The following is a 17,744-nucleotide window of genomic DNA, read 5'->3' as shown; positions in this document are numbered from 1 at the left end:
TTAGAACCATTTTTAGCCTCATATGTATTGTCATATACATTCCCTGTTACATTGCTTGTTTCGGTGTAGTTGGAAGCGGGAAGCCTGTTGTCATCGAATCCCAGCTTGAGTTTCAAACCGGTATTTATTGAGCCGAAGTTTTTGAGAAACTGCAACTGTGTATTGATTCTATCATAGTTGGGAACTGTATATTCTGTTGTTATCACTTCTCCATCAACATTGTATACTTCTGTTTGCTGAGTTTCTGGAGTACCGATTGGATTACCATTTTCGTCGAGGAGATCTCCGGTATCGGCATCTGAAAAATCAACATAGGCAAACAATGACCAGGGGCTGGCAGAGGCACTGTAGTAACCCGTTATAAAGGTACTACTTGTTCCCCAATTATTCATCCCTTCAACATTAGCTACAATTCCTCCAAAGAGGTAGCTATTTTCCAACGTGGAGAATCCGGGACCCTTGGATGTTTCATTTACCGATGCTGCCGCATCCAGTTCATTCAGAAATAATCCGAAAGTAGCCTGGCTGGACAGAGAATCAAAATCTAAGTCAACTTCCGGGTTATAGGCAAATACCATACCGGCACTGAGGATACAGATAATCATAAGTGCAAAAATTCTTTTCATTTTATCTTTCCTTAAAATAAATATGTGCCTAGTAGTGAACACATTGTTATAATATATACCTATATTCACTTTTGGGAAGTAGATATTTGCACAATTTTGATCTATTTAAAAGTACTCCTTGATAAAATCAGAGGAACCGGCAATTTCCAGCACTTTCCATTCCAGGGGCTGATTCTACGGGAGTCGGACTCTCCATCCTTCTGTCCCGGGTTACAAAAAGGAGATAAAAAAAGCAGCCTGCCCCGGTATTGTCGGGGCAGGCTGCCAAAAATTCATTCAAAAATAAGACTTTCAGCTCAGAATCTCCATGGATGAGAGTGACCTGATCTTCAAGGGGGTCACGGATCCTTTTCCGAAGAATCCTGTCATATAATTTTCATAGGCTGCAGCCATTTCATTGGGTATATAGACCTGAATGGTTCCTGCAAACCCCCCGCCGTGAACCCGGCAGGCTCCTTTTCCATCCAGAAACTCCTCTGTCAGAGCCAGAGCCAGGCTGATGCCCTGTTCCCGGGGCTCTTTACCGGGGTAGACATTCTGAAGGTAGCAGAAGGAGGAGTGGCCAGATCTGTTCACCTGCCTGAGGTATTCTTCAGCTTTGTTGTCTTTCAGGGCTTCCAGCATGGAGCTGACCCTTTTATTGTCATTGTAGAAGTGGAGGGCTCTCAGGATGGCTCTGTCCCCCGTCTTTTGCCGCAGTTCCGCGATGGATTCCAGAACCCTCTCTTCATCCACATCCCGGCAGACCTCTTTGCCGAAGAACGCTGCCACAGAGCGCATCTCGGCAGGTATGGCGGCATATTCGGGAGTCAGGTCGGCATGATTGCCCCCTGTATCTACCACCATCAGGGAATAACCGGCCTTTTGAAAGTTAAACACAACGGGGCTGATTACAGGTTTTCCGGGATCCTTGAAGTCTATGGCCACAATGCCTCCATGGGCACAGGCGACCTGGTCCATGAGACCGCAGGGTTTGCCGAAGTAGTTGTTTTCGGCGAACTGACCTATCTGGGCAATCTCCGTCGATGTTACAGCGTTGTCATTGAAAATTGTGCTGAAAATGGTTCCTACAAGAACCTCCAGGGCGGCGGAAGAACTCAGTCCCGAACCTTTGAGTACAGAGCTGCTTGTATTGGTATTGAACCCGCCCAGGGCATAACCCCTGGCCTTGAAACGGGCGGCAATTCCCCTGACCAGGGCCTCTGTCCGTCCTTCTTCTTCCTTATGAACAGAAAGGTCAGATATATCCACCCTGACCGGGGGGTATCCTTCCGAGTCGATGATGACTATGGAATCTCCTGTGAGAGACACGGCTGCAATTGTATCCAGGTTGATGGACCCTGCCAGAACCCTTCCTCTGTTATGGTCCGTATGATTACCACCCAGTTCTGTTCTGCCGGGGGTACTGAATAGGCGGATGTCCTGGTCGCCATAAAGAGCTGTGTGTTTTTCAACCAGACTCAACCATCTCAGGAACTGGTGATCCAGATCCTCCGGGCCGTAGAGTTCTTCGAAGAGGGGGGTTAATTTTCCTTCATTCAGCTGCGTTAAAATTTCCAATTTTTTCATGCTTTCAGGCTCCCAGTGTCAGTGTATAGTGCTCTTCAGAGCAATCCCTGAGGCTCGCGGCACTGCCCTCAGCGGTGATATCTCTCTGGGGCATGCCCAGCATCTCATAGCCCACCATGAATTTTTTGACCGTGGCGGAGCGGAGCAGGGGGGGGTAGTAGTGAATATGAAAGTGCCATTCATCATGATCTTCCCCGTCTGTGGGAGCCTGATGAATTCCCATGGAATAGGGAAAACTCGTCTGGAAGAGGTTGTCAAAACGTGTTCCCATCCTCTTCAGGGCATCCGCCATATCCCTGGTTTCCTTATCATTCATTTTACAGATATTTCTCATCTGTCTTTTGGGCAGGATCATCGTTTCATAGGGCCAGACCGCCCAGAAAGGAACCAGGGCCACAAAGCTGTCATTTTCAAAGATGATCCTTTCCTTTTTTTCCAGTTCCGACCTGACATAGTCGGTTAAAAGGCTTGTGCCCTTCTCTATCATATAATCTTTCTGGTTCATCTGTTCTTTGGCGGGGATGTCGGGGATGAGCTCTTCTGCCCAGATCTGACCGTGGGGATGGGGGTTGGAGCAGCCCATGACAGAACCTCTGTTTTCAAAGATCTGTATGTGGTTGATATATTCCAGTTTACCCAGATCTTCATACTCCTTCTGCCAGGTTTTCACCACATCCGTAATCTGGGGAATCTCCATCAGAGATATAGTCAGGTCATGGCGGGGAGAAAAGCAGATGACCTTGCAGAGACCCCTTTCTGATTTTGCCTGAAAGAGACCGTCCTTTAATTCTCCCGGGGGAGTCTCTTTCAACAGGGCGGCAAAATCATTTTCAAAGACGAATGTTTCCGTGTAATCCGGATTGGTATGGCCCCCGGCTCTTTCGTTCCCCGGGCAGAGGTAGCAGCCGGGATCAAAGGCAGGTTTTTTATCGAGCATTGCTTTTTCAACCTGACCATTCCAGGGGCGTTTGGTTCTGTGGGGGGACACCTTGATCCACTCATTCGTGAGGGGGTTGTATCGTCGGTGAGGTTGCTCTTTTAAATCGATCTGATCAGCCATTTTTATACTCCTGTGTTGTGTGACCGGTCTAAACCGGAAAGGATGTCTTGATTAAAAAAATGTACACGAGTACAATACAAGGGCAAAACAAATCTGTCAAGGATGGAATTTATGGACGGGAAAAATAATAGAGATAAAGTTGCCGCCCTGGCGGGGGTGAGCAGCGCCACGGTCTCCCGGGTTTATAACAACCCGGACCGGGTGTCAGCCGTCCGGAAGGAAGCGGTTCTTAAGGCGGCTCGTACATTGGGATACTCTCCGGATAAATCCGCCAGCGCTCTCAGACGGAAGGGCACGGGCCAGATAAGCCTGGTCAGTTTTGTAAAAAAAGACCGTCCCTGGTATTGGGGGAACTTTCCGGCGTCCAAATGGTTCTTTACGGATGCTCTCACAGGGATACTCTCGGTGGTGGACAGCTCCATGTTCCGGCTGAATCTCAAGACCCTTCAATCGCCCGAGGATGTGAAGAGGATACGCTGGGATCAGGAGTGTGACGGTGTTCTTTTTTATGATGTGGATGAGGAATCTGAAGCCCTGGCTGCCGCCTCACTGGATGTCCCAGCTGTCATATCCCATCACACATCCCAATTTACAGAGAATCACTGCTGTACCACAGACAACTTCGAAGGAGGACGGCTGGCCTCTTCCTATCTGAAGGAATCCGGATATATACGGCCCGTGTATATCTCCTATCTTCCCGAACTTGTGGTCCCCAACAGGGACCGGTATGGCGGATTCTGCAAGGGCTGGGGGAGCGATGTTCCTCAGATCCTCACATCCCCTGGAAAAGAAGGAGGCTATGAGGCAACCAGAAGAATTCTGGAGGAAATTAAGTCGGGCCGGATCGATTCGATTGGAGTCGTCAATGATCTGACTGCCATCGGAGTCATTCAGTGCCTGCAGGATCATCAGCTCAAGCCCGGGAAGGACCTGGGTCTTATCGGCTATGACAATATGCCCCTGAATTATGTTCTTCCCTTTCAGCTGGCAACGGTGGATTTAAAGCCCTCCCTCATATACAAGGAAGCAGCAAAAATGCTGTTGGGGTTGATCGCAGATCCCCGGAGTGGCGCTATCATCAATACAATCCTCCCTGAGCTGGTTCCGGGAGAGTCGGTTTAAGGATTTTTATAATCTGGCAGAAACAGGAGAGGGTCCTTTTTCAGTCGATGCTTTTTGTCTATAATATTCAGTATGATATTGAAGATGAAAAATATGATTCAGGATTATCCCTGGGGATCAGAACGCTATTTGCAGGATTTATTGGGGCTGGAAAAAACAGGTCCCCTGGCCGAACTATGGATGGGAGTTCATCCCAGGGGCATGTCCCGTCTCGTTGAGCCTGGAGCCGCTTCTCAAAGTCTGGCAGAATATATCAGTCAGAATCCGGCTGCCCTTTTGGGGGCTCAGGTCAATGAAGACTTTGGAGTCCTGCCCTATCTTTTTAAATTACTGGCCGCAGGGGAACCTCTGTCTATACAGGCTCACCCCAGCAAAAGCCAGGCAGAGCTTGGATTTGCACGGGAAAATGAACTGGGAATCCCTTTAGATGGGTTTAACCGGAATTATAAGGATGACAACCACAAACCGGAAATCATCTGTGCCATTACAGATTACTGGGCCATGAAGGGTTTTCGTAAACCCGATGAAGTTCTGTCTTATTTTTCTCCCTGGTGCCCCTCCTCCCTTCAATCTGTCCTTTTCACTGTCCCTTCCTCTGATGAATCTTCTTTTTTAAAGTCCTTTTTTATCAGCCTTATGAATCTGGGTGATCCTCAGATCAAAGAACTGCTGAATGCAGCATTGAACTGGTGTTCCACTCAGAATGACGATGCCTGCCGCTGGGTGTTAAAACTCCAGGATAAGTACCCGGGAGATACGGGTATCCTCTCACCTCTCTTCCTGAATACTCTCTGCTTGAAACCGGGAGAGGCTCTTTATCTCCCCGCCGGAGAACTCCATGCCTATCTGCAGGGCCTTGGTGTTGAGCTTATGGCCAATTCCGACAATGTCCTGCGGGGCGGGCTGACCCGGAAATTTATGGATCTGAAAGAACTGGAAAAAATTCTTCTCTTTGAATCGGCAGATGCGATGCGTATCCTTCCTGAATTAGAATCTGACGGCTCGGCTGTCTACAAAACCCCCTCCAGGGAGTTTGAACTGGTCAGACTGGATTGCAGAAACAGGTCAATCACTCTGGAGGGAGATTATCCGGTATCAGTACTGGTCGTTCTCCTGGGAGATATCACTCTGAGTGAGGGGGATGATTCCCTTCTCCTCAAACCGGGAGAATCCTGTTTTCTGCCCTGTCCTGGTGTATCCAGGCTGATTCAGGGACCGGGAATCGCCTTTCTGGCCAGGACTCCCCGCAGATGACGGTCTGGATAGATGGGGATTCCTGCCCCAAACAGGTCCGAGATATTGTGAATTCCCGCTGTGTGAGAGAGAAGATAGCCCTCCACTATGTGGCCAACAGTCCACTTCCTCTGCCTGATTCATCCTACATTACAATGAGCCTCACATCGGATGCACCGGACAGCGCCGATGATTTTATCGTTCAGAACAGCAGGCCCGGTGATCTGGTTCTGACAAGAGACATTCCCCTGGCTTCGGCACTGGTTAAAAAACAAATGGTCGTCATGAATGACCGTGGGAATCTCTTCACTAAAGACAATGTGAGTGAGCGCCTGTCTCAAAGAGACTTTATGCAGATGATGAGGGAGGCTGGAATCGGCCAGGATAAAGGGAAGAATTATGGTCCGAAAGAAATCAAGGCCTTTTCCTCCTGTTTTGACAGGGAACTGGTCAGGATGCTCCGGGAGGAACGGTTCAGAAAGGCAGCCGGGACCCGATAAGTCCGGGAGGGGGATTCAGTACCGCCACTGGGGATTGAATAATGCTTGTAAAGGGAATTGTTTCCCCTCTATAATATAAATATAATTGAAAGAACATTTAAATAATAATATATACTGTCAAGGAGTTTAGGGTGAAATCTGTCGAAATAACCAAAGGTGTTTACCGCATGGGAGTCAATATCGAACCGGGTAATCTGTTCGAAGGGATCTGGTCTATTCCTGACGGAACGTCTATCAATTCCTATGTTGTTAAGGGTGATAAGACCGCCGTCATTGATTTAACTCAGAATAAGGATGATTTTCCCCGGAGCATTACTTCACAGATGGAAGAAATCGGAGTCAGTCCCGCCAATATCGATTATATCATCGTCAATCATATGGAGCCGGATCATTCAGGATGGCTCAGGAAGTTTAGAACTAAAAATCCGGAGATGGAGATTTACTGCAGTCAGAAAGCGGTTCCCCTGGTCAACGAATTTTGTGGAATCTTTGACCATGTTCATGCCATCAAAGATGGGGAGACTCTGGATCTGGGACAGGGGAAAACCCTGCAGTTTTTTGATACTCCCAATATTCATTGGCCCGAAACAATGATGACCTTTCTTGTGGAAGACAAGATTCTATTTTCCTGTGATGCCTTTGGTTCCTATGGTGAAGTAGATGATAATGCAGTTTTTGATGATCAGCTTTCGAGTGATCAGCATGAGTTTTTTAAAAAAGAAGCCCTCCGTTATTACGCCAACATTGTCGCCTCATTTTCTGCTTTTGTGGAAAGAGGATTGAAAAAACTGAGCGGTCTGGATATCCGTATGATCTGTCCCTCCCACGGAATTATCTGGAGAGAGAATCCTGCGGTCATAGTGGAGCGATATGCCCGTTACGCATCCTACCTTAAGGGGCCGGCCTGTGCGGAAATCACTGTAATCTGGGGTTCCATGTACGGGAATACGGCTAAACTTGTATCTGAAGTCATCAAGGGCATCCGCAGTGAGAAGATCCCGGTTCATCAGTACAGAGTTCCGGAAGACGACATCGGATTCATTCTGGCGGATGCCTGGAAATCGGCAGGAATTGTATTGGGGATGCCTACATACGAATACCAGATGTTTCCCCCTATGGCTCATGTCATCGATGATTTCAACCGCAAAAAAGTACAGAATAAGAAAGCCTTCCGCTTTGGATCCTATGGATGGTCCGGAGGAGCCGAAAAAGAACTGGGTACAGCCACAGAAAAACTTCATTGGGATTTCCTTGAGTCGGTAGAGTGGCAGGGCGCTCCGGGTGAGGCCGAAATGAAGATGGCCTTTCAGCGGGGCAGGGAGCTGGCCGTGCTTGTGAAAGAGTTTGCCAGTAAGGCCTGCGACTGATTCTTTTCCATCGATTCATTCTTGATCTCGGAAAAACGGAGTTTTGTAAAACGATATTTTTGCAGCTCTGATCCAGTATTCAGTTGTGGTGCTGGAAATTATGGATGAAGAAGAATGGGTGGTAGTTCTGATGAGACCCATTGTAAAGTAGCTCGATGGCTTAATAGCCATTTGAAGGTTTTTTTCTATATTTTTTACCGTCTTTACAAAATTCGGGTCAGGGAATATTATTTCTCCTTATGAGCGCTAACAAGACAAATTACGATGAAAGCAAAATAAAGACCCTCAGTTCACTGGAACACATTCGCCTTCGTTCGGGAATGTATATAGGGCGTTTAGGAAACGGAAACAATCCGGATGACGGGATATACATATTAATTAAGGAAGTAGTCGACAATTCCATTGATGAATACATCATGGGTTATGGAAACAGAATTGACATCTCATTGATAGACAACAAGGTTCAGGTCCGAGACCATGGCCGGGGAATCCCCCTGGGGAAGATTGTGGAATGTGTCTCCATTATCAATACGGGTGCCAAGTACAATGATGATGTTTTTCAGTTTTCAGTTGGATTAAACGGTGTCGGAACCAAGGCCGTTAACGCCTTGTCTTCCTATTTTCTGGTGAGAGCCTACAGGGATGGCAAGTATGCAGAAGCCATTTTTGAAAGTGGAAACCTTATTTCCCAAAAGAAAGGAGACGCCCCGGGTATTGGCGATGGAACATTTGTTGAATTCATCCCCGATACGGAAATCTTTGGAGAATACAGTTTTACCGGTGAGTTTCTCGAGCAGAGGTGCTGGAACTATGCCTGTTTGAATAAGGGCCTGCGTCTGTATTTCAATAAACAGAAGTTCGAATCCAAACGGGGTCTCTGGGATCTGCTTCATTCGGAAGTCGGAGAAGATATTCTCTATGAAATTGGATATCATCAGTCTGACAAGATTGAGTTTGCCTTCACACATAACTATGTGTACGGAGAGAGCTATTTTTCTTTTGTAAACGGACAGTACACCTCGGATGGCGGGACTCATCTCAGTGCGTTCCGGGAAGGTTTGTTGAAAGGAGTCAATGATTTTTTTAAAAAAAATTACTCCGGTCAGGATGTCCGTGAGGGCATGGTAGGGGCCATCGCAGTCAAAATCAAAGACCCTGTTTTTGAGAGTCAGACAAAAAACAAACTGGGAAACACAGATATCCGGGGTTGGATCGTCAATGAAACCAAAGCGGGAATCGTTGATTTTCTGCATAAGAATACGACCGCCGCTACGGCCATGGAAAATAAGATCATCAGTAATGAAAAGTTCCGGAAAGAGCTGAATGCCGTCAAAAAAGAAGCCAAGGCGGCTGCCAAAAAGATATCCTTGAATATTCCCAAGCTGAAAGACTGTAAATTTCACAGACCCGATGGTGACAAGGGGCGGGATTCCACCATATTCATCACAGAAGGGCAGTCGGCCACTGGTTCCATGGTGTCCTGCAGGGATGTATACCTTCAGGCCATATATTCACTCCGCGGGAAACCCTGGAATACCTATGGGAAAAAGCAGGCGGATATTTACAGGAATGAAGAGCTGTATAATCTGATGATGGCTCTGGGAATTGAAAACTCCATCGATGATCTGCGCTATGACAGGATCGTGGTGGCCACCGATGCGGATAATGACGGATTTCATATCAGAAACCTGCTGCTCACATTCTTTCTCAACTATTTTGAAGAGCTGGTACTGGCGGAACATATGTATATTCTGGAAACACCCCTCTTCCGTGTCAGAAATAAGAAAAAAACGGTGTACTGTTACAATGAGTCTGAACGGGATGCCGCCCTGGGATCTATCAGCAGTCCCGAAGTGACCCGTTTTAAGGGCCTCGGAGAGATTTCACCCAATGAGTTCGGCCAGTTCATCGGAGAAGATATGAGGATCGTTCCTGTTAATATAAAATCCATGAAGGAAACAAGTGGAATACTGGAGTTTTACATGGGTAAGAATACTCCGGAAAGACGGAAATATATTATGGAGAACCTGGTCTGATGGCATACATAAATTCAATATTCAATACCAACTTCATCGAGTACGCCTCGTATGTCATCAAAGATCGGGCCATCCCCCATCTGGATGACGGGCTTAAACCCGTCCAAAGGCGTATCATCCAGTCTCTTTTTGATGTGGATGACGGAAAATTCAACAAAGTAGCCAATGTAGTTGGTCACTGTATGCAGTACCATCCCCATGGAGACTCGTCTATCTACGGAGCCCTGGTCAATCTGGCAAACAAGGATCTTTTTGTAGACAAACAGGGAAACTTTGGAAATATTTTTACAGGAGACCCGGCCTCAGCCGCCAGATACATCGAGTGCCGCCTCCTGCCCATGGCCAAAACCATACTCTATAATCCTGAAATCCCGGATTTTGAAGACACTTATGACGGCAGACGAAAGGAACCCATCGTTTTCCCTTGTAAGATTCCTCTTATTCTGATATTGGGAGCCGAGGGAATCGCTGTCGGGATGTCAACAAAGATACTCCCGCATAACTTTGTTGAGGTTCTCCGAGCAGAGCGTTCCTTCCTGACGGGTGAGCCTTTTGAGCTCTTTCCTGATTTCCCTGCGGGAGGTCTGGTGGATGTAACAGATTACAGGGAAGGGAATGGAAAGGTTCTGTCCAGAGCCAGGCTGGATACGAGTGATCCTAAAAAGATAGCCATTACCGAACTGCCTTTTGGCACAACCACAGAAACACTTATAACTTCGATTGAAGCGGCAGCCCGGAAGAATAAAATTAAAATCGGGAGGATTAACGATTTCACAACGGATAAGGTGGAAATCGAAATTACACTTCCCCGGGGTGTTCATACCAAGGATGTCCTGGATGGTCTTTATGCCTTTACAGACTGTGAAGTCTCTCTTTCCCTGAACCTCCTGGTTATCGGTCAGGACTTGAAACCCCGCATCATGACCATCCCCGAGGTGATAGAATACCATGCTGCAAAGCTCATTGTCATTCTTAAAAAAGAATTGAAGCTTGAAGAGGGACAGCTCCTGGACCGCCTTCATGCCCGAACTCTTGAGAGGATCTTCATCGAAGAGCGCATCTATAAAAGCATCGAACAAATGAAGAGTCCCGGAGCCATCACTCTGGCTATTAAAGATGGCTTTGTTCCCTTTATGAAAGAAATAACGAGAGATCTAATCGACGATGACATAGAACGTCTCCTGAAAATACCTATCAGAAGAATCTCTCTATACGACATCAATAAAATGAAAAAGGAAGTAGAGGAGATCCTGGCCCGGCTCAAGGAGATCCGTCATCACCTTAAAAATCTGAAGGATTATGCTATAGCCAATCTGGATGGATTGATTGCCAAACAGGCTCCTTTGATGCCCCGGCGGACCGAACTGATGGATATTCAGAAAGTTGACATCCGAGACGCAGCCCAGAAAAATCTCAAAATCCGCTACAACAAGGAAACAGGATACATCGGATCTGATGTCGCAACGGGTACCCTCTATTGTGAAGCCTCTGTCTATGACCGGATTCTTCTGGTTCGTAAAGACTGCAGCTATCAGATTATGGATGTCCCAGACAAATATTTTGTAGGGATGGGTCTTTTGTACTGCGGATTAACCGATAAGGATACCCTGGAAGAGACGGTCTTTTCCGTTGTGTACCGGAACAATGAAAATGGATATCCTTATATTAAGCGCTGTAAGGTCACTCAGTTCATCTTGAATAAGGTTTATGAACTTCTGCCTGAGAACTCCCAACTGGTCCGGTTTACCACAAAAACGGATGTTTCCATTGTGGTAGATTTCATTCAGAAATCACTGATTCGGACGGCAGCTGATAGTTTTCCTCTGGAAAACTATCTGGTGAAAGGGGTTAAAGCCCAGGGAGTCAGAATAAAGCCCAAGGAGTTTAGCAGTGCCCGTTTCATTAAAACCACTACCCTGGAAAAGAAAGAAGACTAATTTCATATACTTTTTTCTTCTCATCTGGACAGCTCAGGAACTCATTGCCCAGGACGAGGCCGTTATTTTTACGGTTGAACCCGGTGAAAAGTACCGAGTCATTGAAAAATTCAATCTCAGTCAATACCGGGATGGCCGGTATCAGGGACATGTATACCGTGAAAACCGCGGGATTTATGAAACCAGCCGCTCAGGTACAGATTTGTTCCGCATTTCCGGCGAGGTGTACCATCTTGAGGAAAAGGCAAAGGACGGTTTCAAAACAGCTTCCGCCGTGACAGGAAGCGAAGAAACCGAATTCAGTCTGAATGCAAAAGGAACCATGCTGGTTCCCGGCTCTACCTATCCCCGGCTGAGGAGTTTCCCCACTTTTCCCGATAGAGCCGTCAGTCCCGGAGACAAATGGGAGGGAGGATTAGAGCTTGTCATAAGCTCTCCCGACTCCAGCGAAAGGGCTGTCCTTCCCCAGTATTGTGAATATACCTTTCTGGGGGATGACGTCTGGAAAGGCCGAGAGGTCTTTGTCATTCAGGCGCAGTATGCAGTCCGCTACCATTCCGGGCAATCACGGGATGCCGATTCCTTCTTGAAGGCTCTCAGCGGGAAGCATGTGGTCTCCCTGCTTATTGATAAGGAAACCCGTGAATTTCTTCTTATGAAAGATATTATGGAAGAAGATTACCAGTATCAGGATGGCAGCAGTCTGAGGGAGAAAGGCTTTCTCCTCACATTTTATAAGGGAATTGAACTCCTGGATCGCCCCGGATTGACCATGAATGTTCAAAACTCTCTGAAAGACAGTCTCAATGAGTCTTTTAAAGAGAGAGGGGAATCTCTGGATGACCAGGTTACAGTGGAAACCCGGGATGAAGGGCTGGCTCTGAATCTTAAGAATCTTCATTTTGAACCGGATCAGGCCCTTTTACTTCCGGAGGACAAACCTCTGTTGGATACGATTGCAGAAATTCTGATCACCATCCCGGAAAGGACTTTTTTCGTCAAGGGTCATACCGCAGATATCGGGACCATGGAATCACAGATTCTACTCTCACAGGACCGTGCCAGGATGATCGTACGGGAATTGTCAGCCCGGGGCATCGATGCGGATCGTTTTCTTTTCTCCGGTATGGGCGGATTGGAACCTTTGGGGGACAACAGCACCGAGGAGGGGCGAAAACTGAACCGAAGGGTGGAAATCATTATCCTGGAGGACTGATTTTTCCGGCTTGACTCTCCTGACATTCCTTGTTGGTTGAGCTAATTTACTTTTAATAAAAACAACAATAGTGTATTCTGATGGAACCAAGATGATTCATAAAGACAAAAGACCCTTGATCATGGGTATAATCAACTGCACACCCGACTCATTTTACGTCCGCAGCCGCAAACAGGGTGCTGAAGAGGCGTTGAACCAGGCCCTGACCATGGTCAGGGAGGGGGCTGATATTCTGGATCTGGGGGGAGAGTCCTCCCGTCCGGGGGCGGCTTCTGTATCCCTCTCAGAAGAATTGGACCGGGTCATTCCCGTCGTAGAAGCCATCCGAAAAGAGATTGATATCCCCCTCTCTGTAGACACCCGGAAGAGCCAGGTGGCCCGGGCGGCACTGGATGCGGGTGCAAACATTATCAATGATATATCCGCCCTCAGGGATGATCCAGAAATGACCTCTCTGGCTGTGGAGAAAGATTGTCCTGTCATCCTGATGCATATGAAAGGAACACCTGAAAGCATGCAGATCAAGCCGGAATACGTCTCTGTTGTGGATGAAGTTCTTGATTTCCTTCTCAAGGTTGCCGCATCTGCAGAAGAGGCGGGAGTTGCCAAAAAGAATATTGTTCTGGACCCGGGTATCGGTTTTGGAAAAAGCCTAAAGGATAACCTCGATCTGATCCGCAACATTGATCGCTTTTACCAAATAGGGTATGCCCTTTTGATAGGTCTTTCCCGTAAATCTTTTATCGGTGAGATTCTGGACGTAGAACCCGAAGACAGGCTCATCGGGTCTCTCATTGCCAACGGCTGGTGCGCCGCTAAAGGAGTGGATATTCTGAGAGTTCATGATGTAGGCGAAACTTTTCAGATGGTCAGGATGATGCAGGAGTTACTATGGAAGGATTGATTGATTCCTGGGCTCTCAGAGAAATTATCAGACCCGTCATAGACGTCGCCTTACTGGCCTTCCTCATTTACAAGGCCTATAACATCATGGAAGAAACCCAGGCCATTCAGCTCCTCAAGGGGGCCTCTTTGCTGGCTCTGGTTTATGTGGGAGCCTGGTTTTTGCAGCTCAGCACCCTCTTATGGATTCTGAACCTCCTGGCTCCAGGTATATTTATCGGTATTGCCATTGTATTTCAGCCCGAATTGAGGAGCATTTTTACCAGAATCGGGCAGCGTGATTTTTTCAGACTCCAGACAAGGAGCCGCTCCCTTCAGATGGACTCCATTCTGGGGGCGGCAGAAGTCCTCTCTGGTCATAAAAGGGGGGCTCTGATTGTTTTTGCCCGAAACGTAGGGCTTAAAAACATCATCGATACGGGAACAAAACTCAATGCCAGCTTATCATCTTCACTCATCATCACCATATTCGGTCATGACACCCCTCTCCACGATGGAGCCCTGGTGATTCAAAACGGAGCCATTGTCGCAGCAGGATGTTTTCTCCCCTTGTCCCGGCAGGCAGACATCCGCAGGAGTTTTGGAACACGCCATAGGGCTGCTCTGGGGCTGGCGGAGGAGACGGATGCTGTCGTTCTGGTGGTTTCTGAAGAGACGGGAGCTATCTCCCTGGCCTATGATTCTCATATTTTTTATGCCCTGACTCTGGATGAAGTAAGGTTCCGTCTCAGGCAGTTGCTGAATCTGAGAGAAGAACCTGGTGATGACACAGGAGGGCTCGGGGCATGAAAAAAGGACTGAATCAAATCCTGTTTGACCGCTGGCTGGCCAAGATCCTTTCCATACTGGCGGCCATCCTCCTGTCTCTCTTTTATCAAATAAACAACCTGGAAGAGCGCTTTTTCAGCATCCCTCTGGAAATCCTCACAACAGAAGGGCTTTCGGTCACCGGAAATTTTCCTGTGAGTGTCAGGGTTAATCTGCGGGGAACGGAGGAACTGATATACTCAATCCTGGACAATGAGATCAGCGCCGTTGCGGATTTCAGGACATTTGAAGAGGAAGGAACCTTCAAAGTTCCCGTAGAAATCAGTCTCCTCTCATCTTATGGCCACAACGATGAGACCATGGAGATAGAGGTTGAACCCCGGGAAGTGACCATCTCACAGGAAGAAAAGGTCATTCGCAGCCTTGAGATTCAACCGGTTCTCACAGCTTTTGTTCCCAATGGGTACGAACTGGTGCAGTACTTTGTGTCACCCACCTATGTGACCGTCCAGGGACCCCGTTCCCAGCTTGAATCCATTACCGGGATAAAGACAGAAGAAATCGATCTTTCCGGCCGGTATGATGATTTTACTGTGAGTTCCCGTTTGATTCCACCGGGTGACAATGTCTCTTTTCCAGGTGGAAATACCGTTGAATTACGGGGAGCCGTCGAGGAGGCCGTGATCATTCAGAATCTGACAAATCTTGAAATCGTCTCGGTCGATCTGGATCTGGGATTCATCATTTCAGAGAATCTTCCTGAAATGGCCATCACCCTTCAGGGCAGCCAATTGATGCTGGAACAGCTGAGAGCCAGGGACCTCCATTTTTATATAGACTGTTCACGGATTATTGTCCCCGGAACCTATACTCTTCCTGTCCAGGTCGATACACCCGAGGGAGTGGTTGTTCTGAAATACAGCCCTAGAGAAATTCAGGTTTCTTTTTCTGAGCGGGGAGAAACTCAGTGATAAAAGGAACTGGTGTTGACATCGTTGATATTGAACGAATCAGGAACTGGCTGAACAAGGAGATTCTTTTAATGCGCTATTTCAGCAGGGAGGAAATTGACTATATTCAATCCAAGGGGAAGAATGCAGCGGCATCTCTGGCGGCTCGATTTGCTGCCAAGGAAGCCTTTGGAAAGGCCTTGGGGACAGGTCTTAAGGGAATCGCTCTGAAGGATATTGAGGTTGTTTTGGACCCTCGGGGTAAACCTGATCTCCTTCTGAGAGGTTCCGCTTCCCGTGCTCTGGAGTACAATGGCGGAGGGGTCGTTTTTCTGTCCCTCAGTCACGATTCGACTCTATCCATCGCACAGGTCATTATCGAGGAGGCTCCCGTTGTCTGATAGTAAAATAAAACTAACCTTTCTGACCAAACAGCAGTTGGAATGTCCTATCTGTGAAAATACATTTCATAAGGAAGAACTCCTTTCAGGCGGGGGAAGAATGAATGCGGGAGATCTGACAAAAGAGCTGCACCGCATCTATGTCCCCACCAGTAAATTTGGTGCTGTTTTTCCACTATTGTATCCCATCGTTGTCTGTCCTTCCTGTTATTACTCAGCCTATCCCAGCGATTTTTCAAATGTCTCCGGCGAGCGGATTCTTCAGTTGAAAAAGGAGATTGGAGAAAGGAAAACGGAATTGGCTTCCATTTTTCCCCATTTAGATTTTCAGAGCTCCCGCAAGCTGCAGGAAGGTGTTGCCTCCTACGTTTTTTCATCGATGTGTTATGAATCGGCCCCCGGTCCTATGGCACCACATTTCAAGCAAGCCATGTCCTGTCTGAGAGCCGCCTGGCTCTGTATGGATCTTCATAGCCAGAATAATGATGAAAATTATGACTATCTGGCCAAAGTTTTCTACAGGAAGGCCAGTTTCTTTTATGCCAGGGTTGTTGAGATGGAACAAAAGGGGGAAGAGAACGTTGAAGGACTCAGTCACCTGGGTCCCGATCTGGATAACAACTTCGGTTTTGACGGTGTCCTTTACCTTTCTGGCTTTCTTGAATATAAATACGGTCAGCGCAGTCACCCCGAACGAAGGGCAAAGCAGTTGAGCAAGGCTCGTTCAACAGTTTCACGTATAGTTGGTATGGGGAAATCATCCAAATCCAAACCTACAGCTCTGCTGGAATTGTCCCGGGATCTGCATAAACTGATAAAGGATGAACTGGATGAACTTGGAATTGCACCGTAAGATCCGCCTTGATCTCTCTTATGACGGGACAGATTTTAAAGGCTGGCAAATACAAAAAACCAGCAGAACCGTTCAGGGAGAAATCATAGGGGTTCTTAATTCCTTACACAACGGAAAGGTCGTAAGTCTTGTAGGATCCGGACGGACTGATTCGGGTGTCCATGCCTCATGCCAGGTCGCCCACTTTGAAACCACCGGCTGTTCCATCCCCTCCGATCGATTTATGCTTGCTTTGAATTCAAAGCTCCCCCGGGATATCCGGATTCACAAAAGCAGTGAAGTCAATCTTGATTTTCATGCCCGTTATGATGCGGTGATGAGAGTCTACCGCTATTATCTGGTACACCCCCGGGAGCAGCGTGCTCATATGACCCCTTATTCTACGCCCTGTCTCCTGGACCTTTCTATTCCTGAACTCAATCGGATGGCACAGGCTTTGACGGGAACTCATGACTTTACATCCTTTGCTTCGGCCAAAGATTCCAATAAAAACAAGGTTCGAACAGTACACAGTGCCCGCTTTTTCCGTGAAGGACCTTTTACCGTATTCCGTGTGGCCGGGAATGCTTTTCTTTGGAAAATGGTTCGTACCATGGTGGGAACCATTCTGAATCAGTATGAAAGTGGTGGATCTTTTGATGAGATAAGGGGTATCCTTGACGAGAAAAACAGGGCCCTGGCGGGTCCTTCGGCAAAACCTCATGGTTTATTCCTGGATAAGGTAATTTATGGAACAGAACGAACTTTATACTGACTACTGGAGGCTCCTTTCCAGGACAGATGATTATCTCCGTTACGGAAAAGAAATCAGGCCTGTCCAGGTTCCGGATTTTTCAACTCCTGAGGTCCATCCTCATCAGAATGAAATCCTCACACAGGAAACGGATGATTTACCATCGGAAAACTGTGGTCTCTGCTCTATGAGCCGAGCCGGACGCAAGGCCGTACCAATCCTGGGCCGCATAAACTCAGATCTCTGGGTTGTTACAACCCCCCCCTCACTGGAAGCAGATAAGCTCCACCTCCCCCTGGGCCCGGATGAGATGGATTATTTTCAGAAGTGGATGACCGCTATTGAGATGAATCTCCCTACAGATCTCTGTCTTCAAAACCTTCCGCGATGCCGTCCTCCCGGCAGCCGCCCTCCCTTTCCAGAGGAAATCGGCCGTTGTGCAAAAGATCTGGAATCGCGGCTGCAGATTC

General features: G+C 47.5%; 17 protein-coding genes. 14 read left to right on the top strand and 3 right to left on the bottom strand.

The annotated features are described in order from the left end of the window. From PF479_RS03060 to PF479_RS03050, 3 genes are all read right to left on the bottom strand, one after another. On the bottom strand, positions 1–626 hold a 626-nt coding region (locus PF479_RS03060), incomplete at its 3' end, for a hypothetical protein (protein ID WP_298002109.1). A 291-nt stretch (positions 627–917) separates the two neighbouring features. After that, on the bottom strand, positions 918–2,195 hold the full coding sequence (locus PF479_RS03055) for a galactokinase family protein (RefSeq protein WP_298002108.1): 1,278 nt from the start codon (positions 2,193–2,195) through the stop codon (positions 918–920). Positions 2,196–2,199: 4 nt separating this feature from the next. Then, the gene (locus PF479_RS03050) at positions 2,200–3,255 is read right to left on the bottom strand and encodes a UDP-glucose--hexose-1-phosphate uridylyltransferase (protein WP_298002107.1); all 1,056 of its coding nucleotides are present in this window, start codon (positions 3,253–3,255) and stop codon (positions 2,200–2,202) included. 111 nt (positions 3,256–3,366) lie between these two features. On the opposite strand from PF479_RS03050, the gene PF479_RS03045 reads away from it, so the two are divergent. From PF479_RS03045 to PF479_RS02980, 14 genes are all read left to right on the top strand, one after another. After that, a complete protein-coding gene (locus PF479_RS03045) occupies positions 3,367–4,377 on the top strand; it encodes a LacI family DNA-binding transcriptional regulator (RefSeq protein ID WP_298002105.1) in 1,011 nt (336 codons plus the stop codon). A gap of 84 nt (positions 4,378–4,461) precedes the next feature. Further along, entirely contained in the window at positions 4,462–5,631 is a 1,170-nt protein-coding gene (gene manA / locus PF479_RS03040) for a mannose-6-phosphate isomerase, class I (RefSeq protein ID WP_298002103.1), read from the top strand. Next, positions 5,628–6,110, top strand: a complete 483-nt coding sequence (locus tag PF479_RS03035) for a DUF188 domain-containing protein (RefSeq protein WP_298002101.1) — start codon at positions 5,628–5,630, stop codon at positions 6,108–6,110. The genes manA and PF479_RS03035 overlap by 4 nt, the downstream gene beginning before the upstream one ends. Positions 6,111–6,241: 131 nt before the next feature. Then, the gene (locus PF479_RS03030) at positions 6,242–7,477 is read left to right on the top strand and encodes an FprA family A-type flavoprotein (protein ID WP_298002099.1); all 1,236 of its coding nucleotides are present in this window, start codon (positions 6,242–6,244) and stop codon (positions 7,475–7,477) included. A 239-nt stretch (positions 7,478–7,716) separates the two neighbouring features. After that, positions 7,717–9,513 carry a DNA topoisomerase IV subunit B gene (locus tag PF479_RS03025; RefSeq protein ID WP_298002097.1) on the top strand — a complete coding sequence of 599 codons (1,797 nt, stop codon included), beginning with the start codon at positions 7,717–7,719 and terminating at the stop codon, positions 9,511–9,513. Continuing rightward, on the top strand, positions 9,513–11,450 hold the full coding sequence (locus PF479_RS03020; RefSeq protein ID WP_298002095.1) for a DNA topoisomerase IV subunit A: 1,938 nt from the start codon (positions 9,513–9,515) through the stop codon (positions 11,448–11,450). Before PF479_RS03025 ends, PF479_RS03020 begins: the two co-directional genes overlap by 1 nt. After that, the gene (locus PF479_RS03015; RefSeq protein WP_298002094.1) at positions 11,404–12,666 is read left to right on the top strand and encodes an OmpA family protein; all 1,263 of its coding nucleotides are present in this window, start codon (positions 11,404–11,406) and stop codon (positions 12,664–12,666) included. Before PF479_RS03020 ends, PF479_RS03015 begins: the two co-directional genes overlap by 47 nt. Positions 12,667–12,757: 91 nt before the next feature. Continuing rightward, positions 12,758–13,570: a dihydropteroate synthase gene (gene folP / locus PF479_RS03010; RefSeq protein WP_298002092.1), complete on the top strand. Its 813-nt coding sequence runs from the start codon at positions 12,758–12,760 to the stop codon at positions 13,568–13,570. Then, a complete protein-coding gene (gene cdaA / locus PF479_RS03005; RefSeq protein WP_298002091.1) occupies positions 13,558–14,358 on the top strand; it encodes a diadenylate cyclase CdaA in 801 nt (266 codons plus the stop codon). Before folP ends, cdaA begins: the two co-directional genes overlap by 13 nt. Beyond that, the gene (locus PF479_RS03000) at positions 14,355–15,308 is read left to right on the top strand and encodes a CdaR family protein (RefSeq protein ID WP_298002089.1); all 954 of its coding nucleotides are present in this window, start codon (positions 14,355–14,357) and stop codon (positions 15,306–15,308) included. The genes cdaA and PF479_RS03000 overlap by 4 nt, the downstream gene beginning before the upstream one ends. Then, positions 15,305–15,688 carry a holo-ACP synthase gene (locus tag PF479_RS02995; protein ID WP_298002087.1) on the top strand — a complete coding sequence of 128 codons (384 nt, stop codon included), beginning with the start codon at positions 15,305–15,307 and terminating at the stop codon, positions 15,686–15,688. Before PF479_RS03000 ends, PF479_RS02995 begins: the two co-directional genes overlap by 4 nt. Continuing rightward, entirely contained in the window at positions 15,681–16,541 is an 861-nt protein-coding gene (locus tag PF479_RS02990) for a DUF2225 domain-containing protein (protein ID WP_298002085.1), read from the top strand. Before PF479_RS02995 ends, PF479_RS02990 begins: the two co-directional genes overlap by 8 nt. Then, a complete protein-coding gene (truA, locus tag PF479_RS02985) occupies positions 16,519–17,295 on the top strand; it encodes a tRNA pseudouridine(38-40) synthase TruA (protein WP_298002083.1) in 777 nt (258 codons plus the stop codon). The genes PF479_RS02990 and truA overlap by 23 nt, the downstream gene beginning before the upstream one ends. Continuing rightward, a partial coding sequence (locus PF479_RS02980; protein ID WP_298002082.1) for a hypothetical protein occupies positions 17,270–17,744 on the top strand: 475 nt, incomplete at its 3' end. The genes truA and PF479_RS02980, both read left to right, overlap by 26 nt.

It is taken from the genome of Oceanispirochaeta sp. (genome assembly GCF_027859075.1).
Classification (GTDB): domain Bacteria; phylum Spirochaetota; class Spirochaetia; order DSM-2461; family DSM-2461; genus Oceanispirochaeta.
This window is presented reverse-complemented; position numbering and strand designations above follow the sequence as displayed.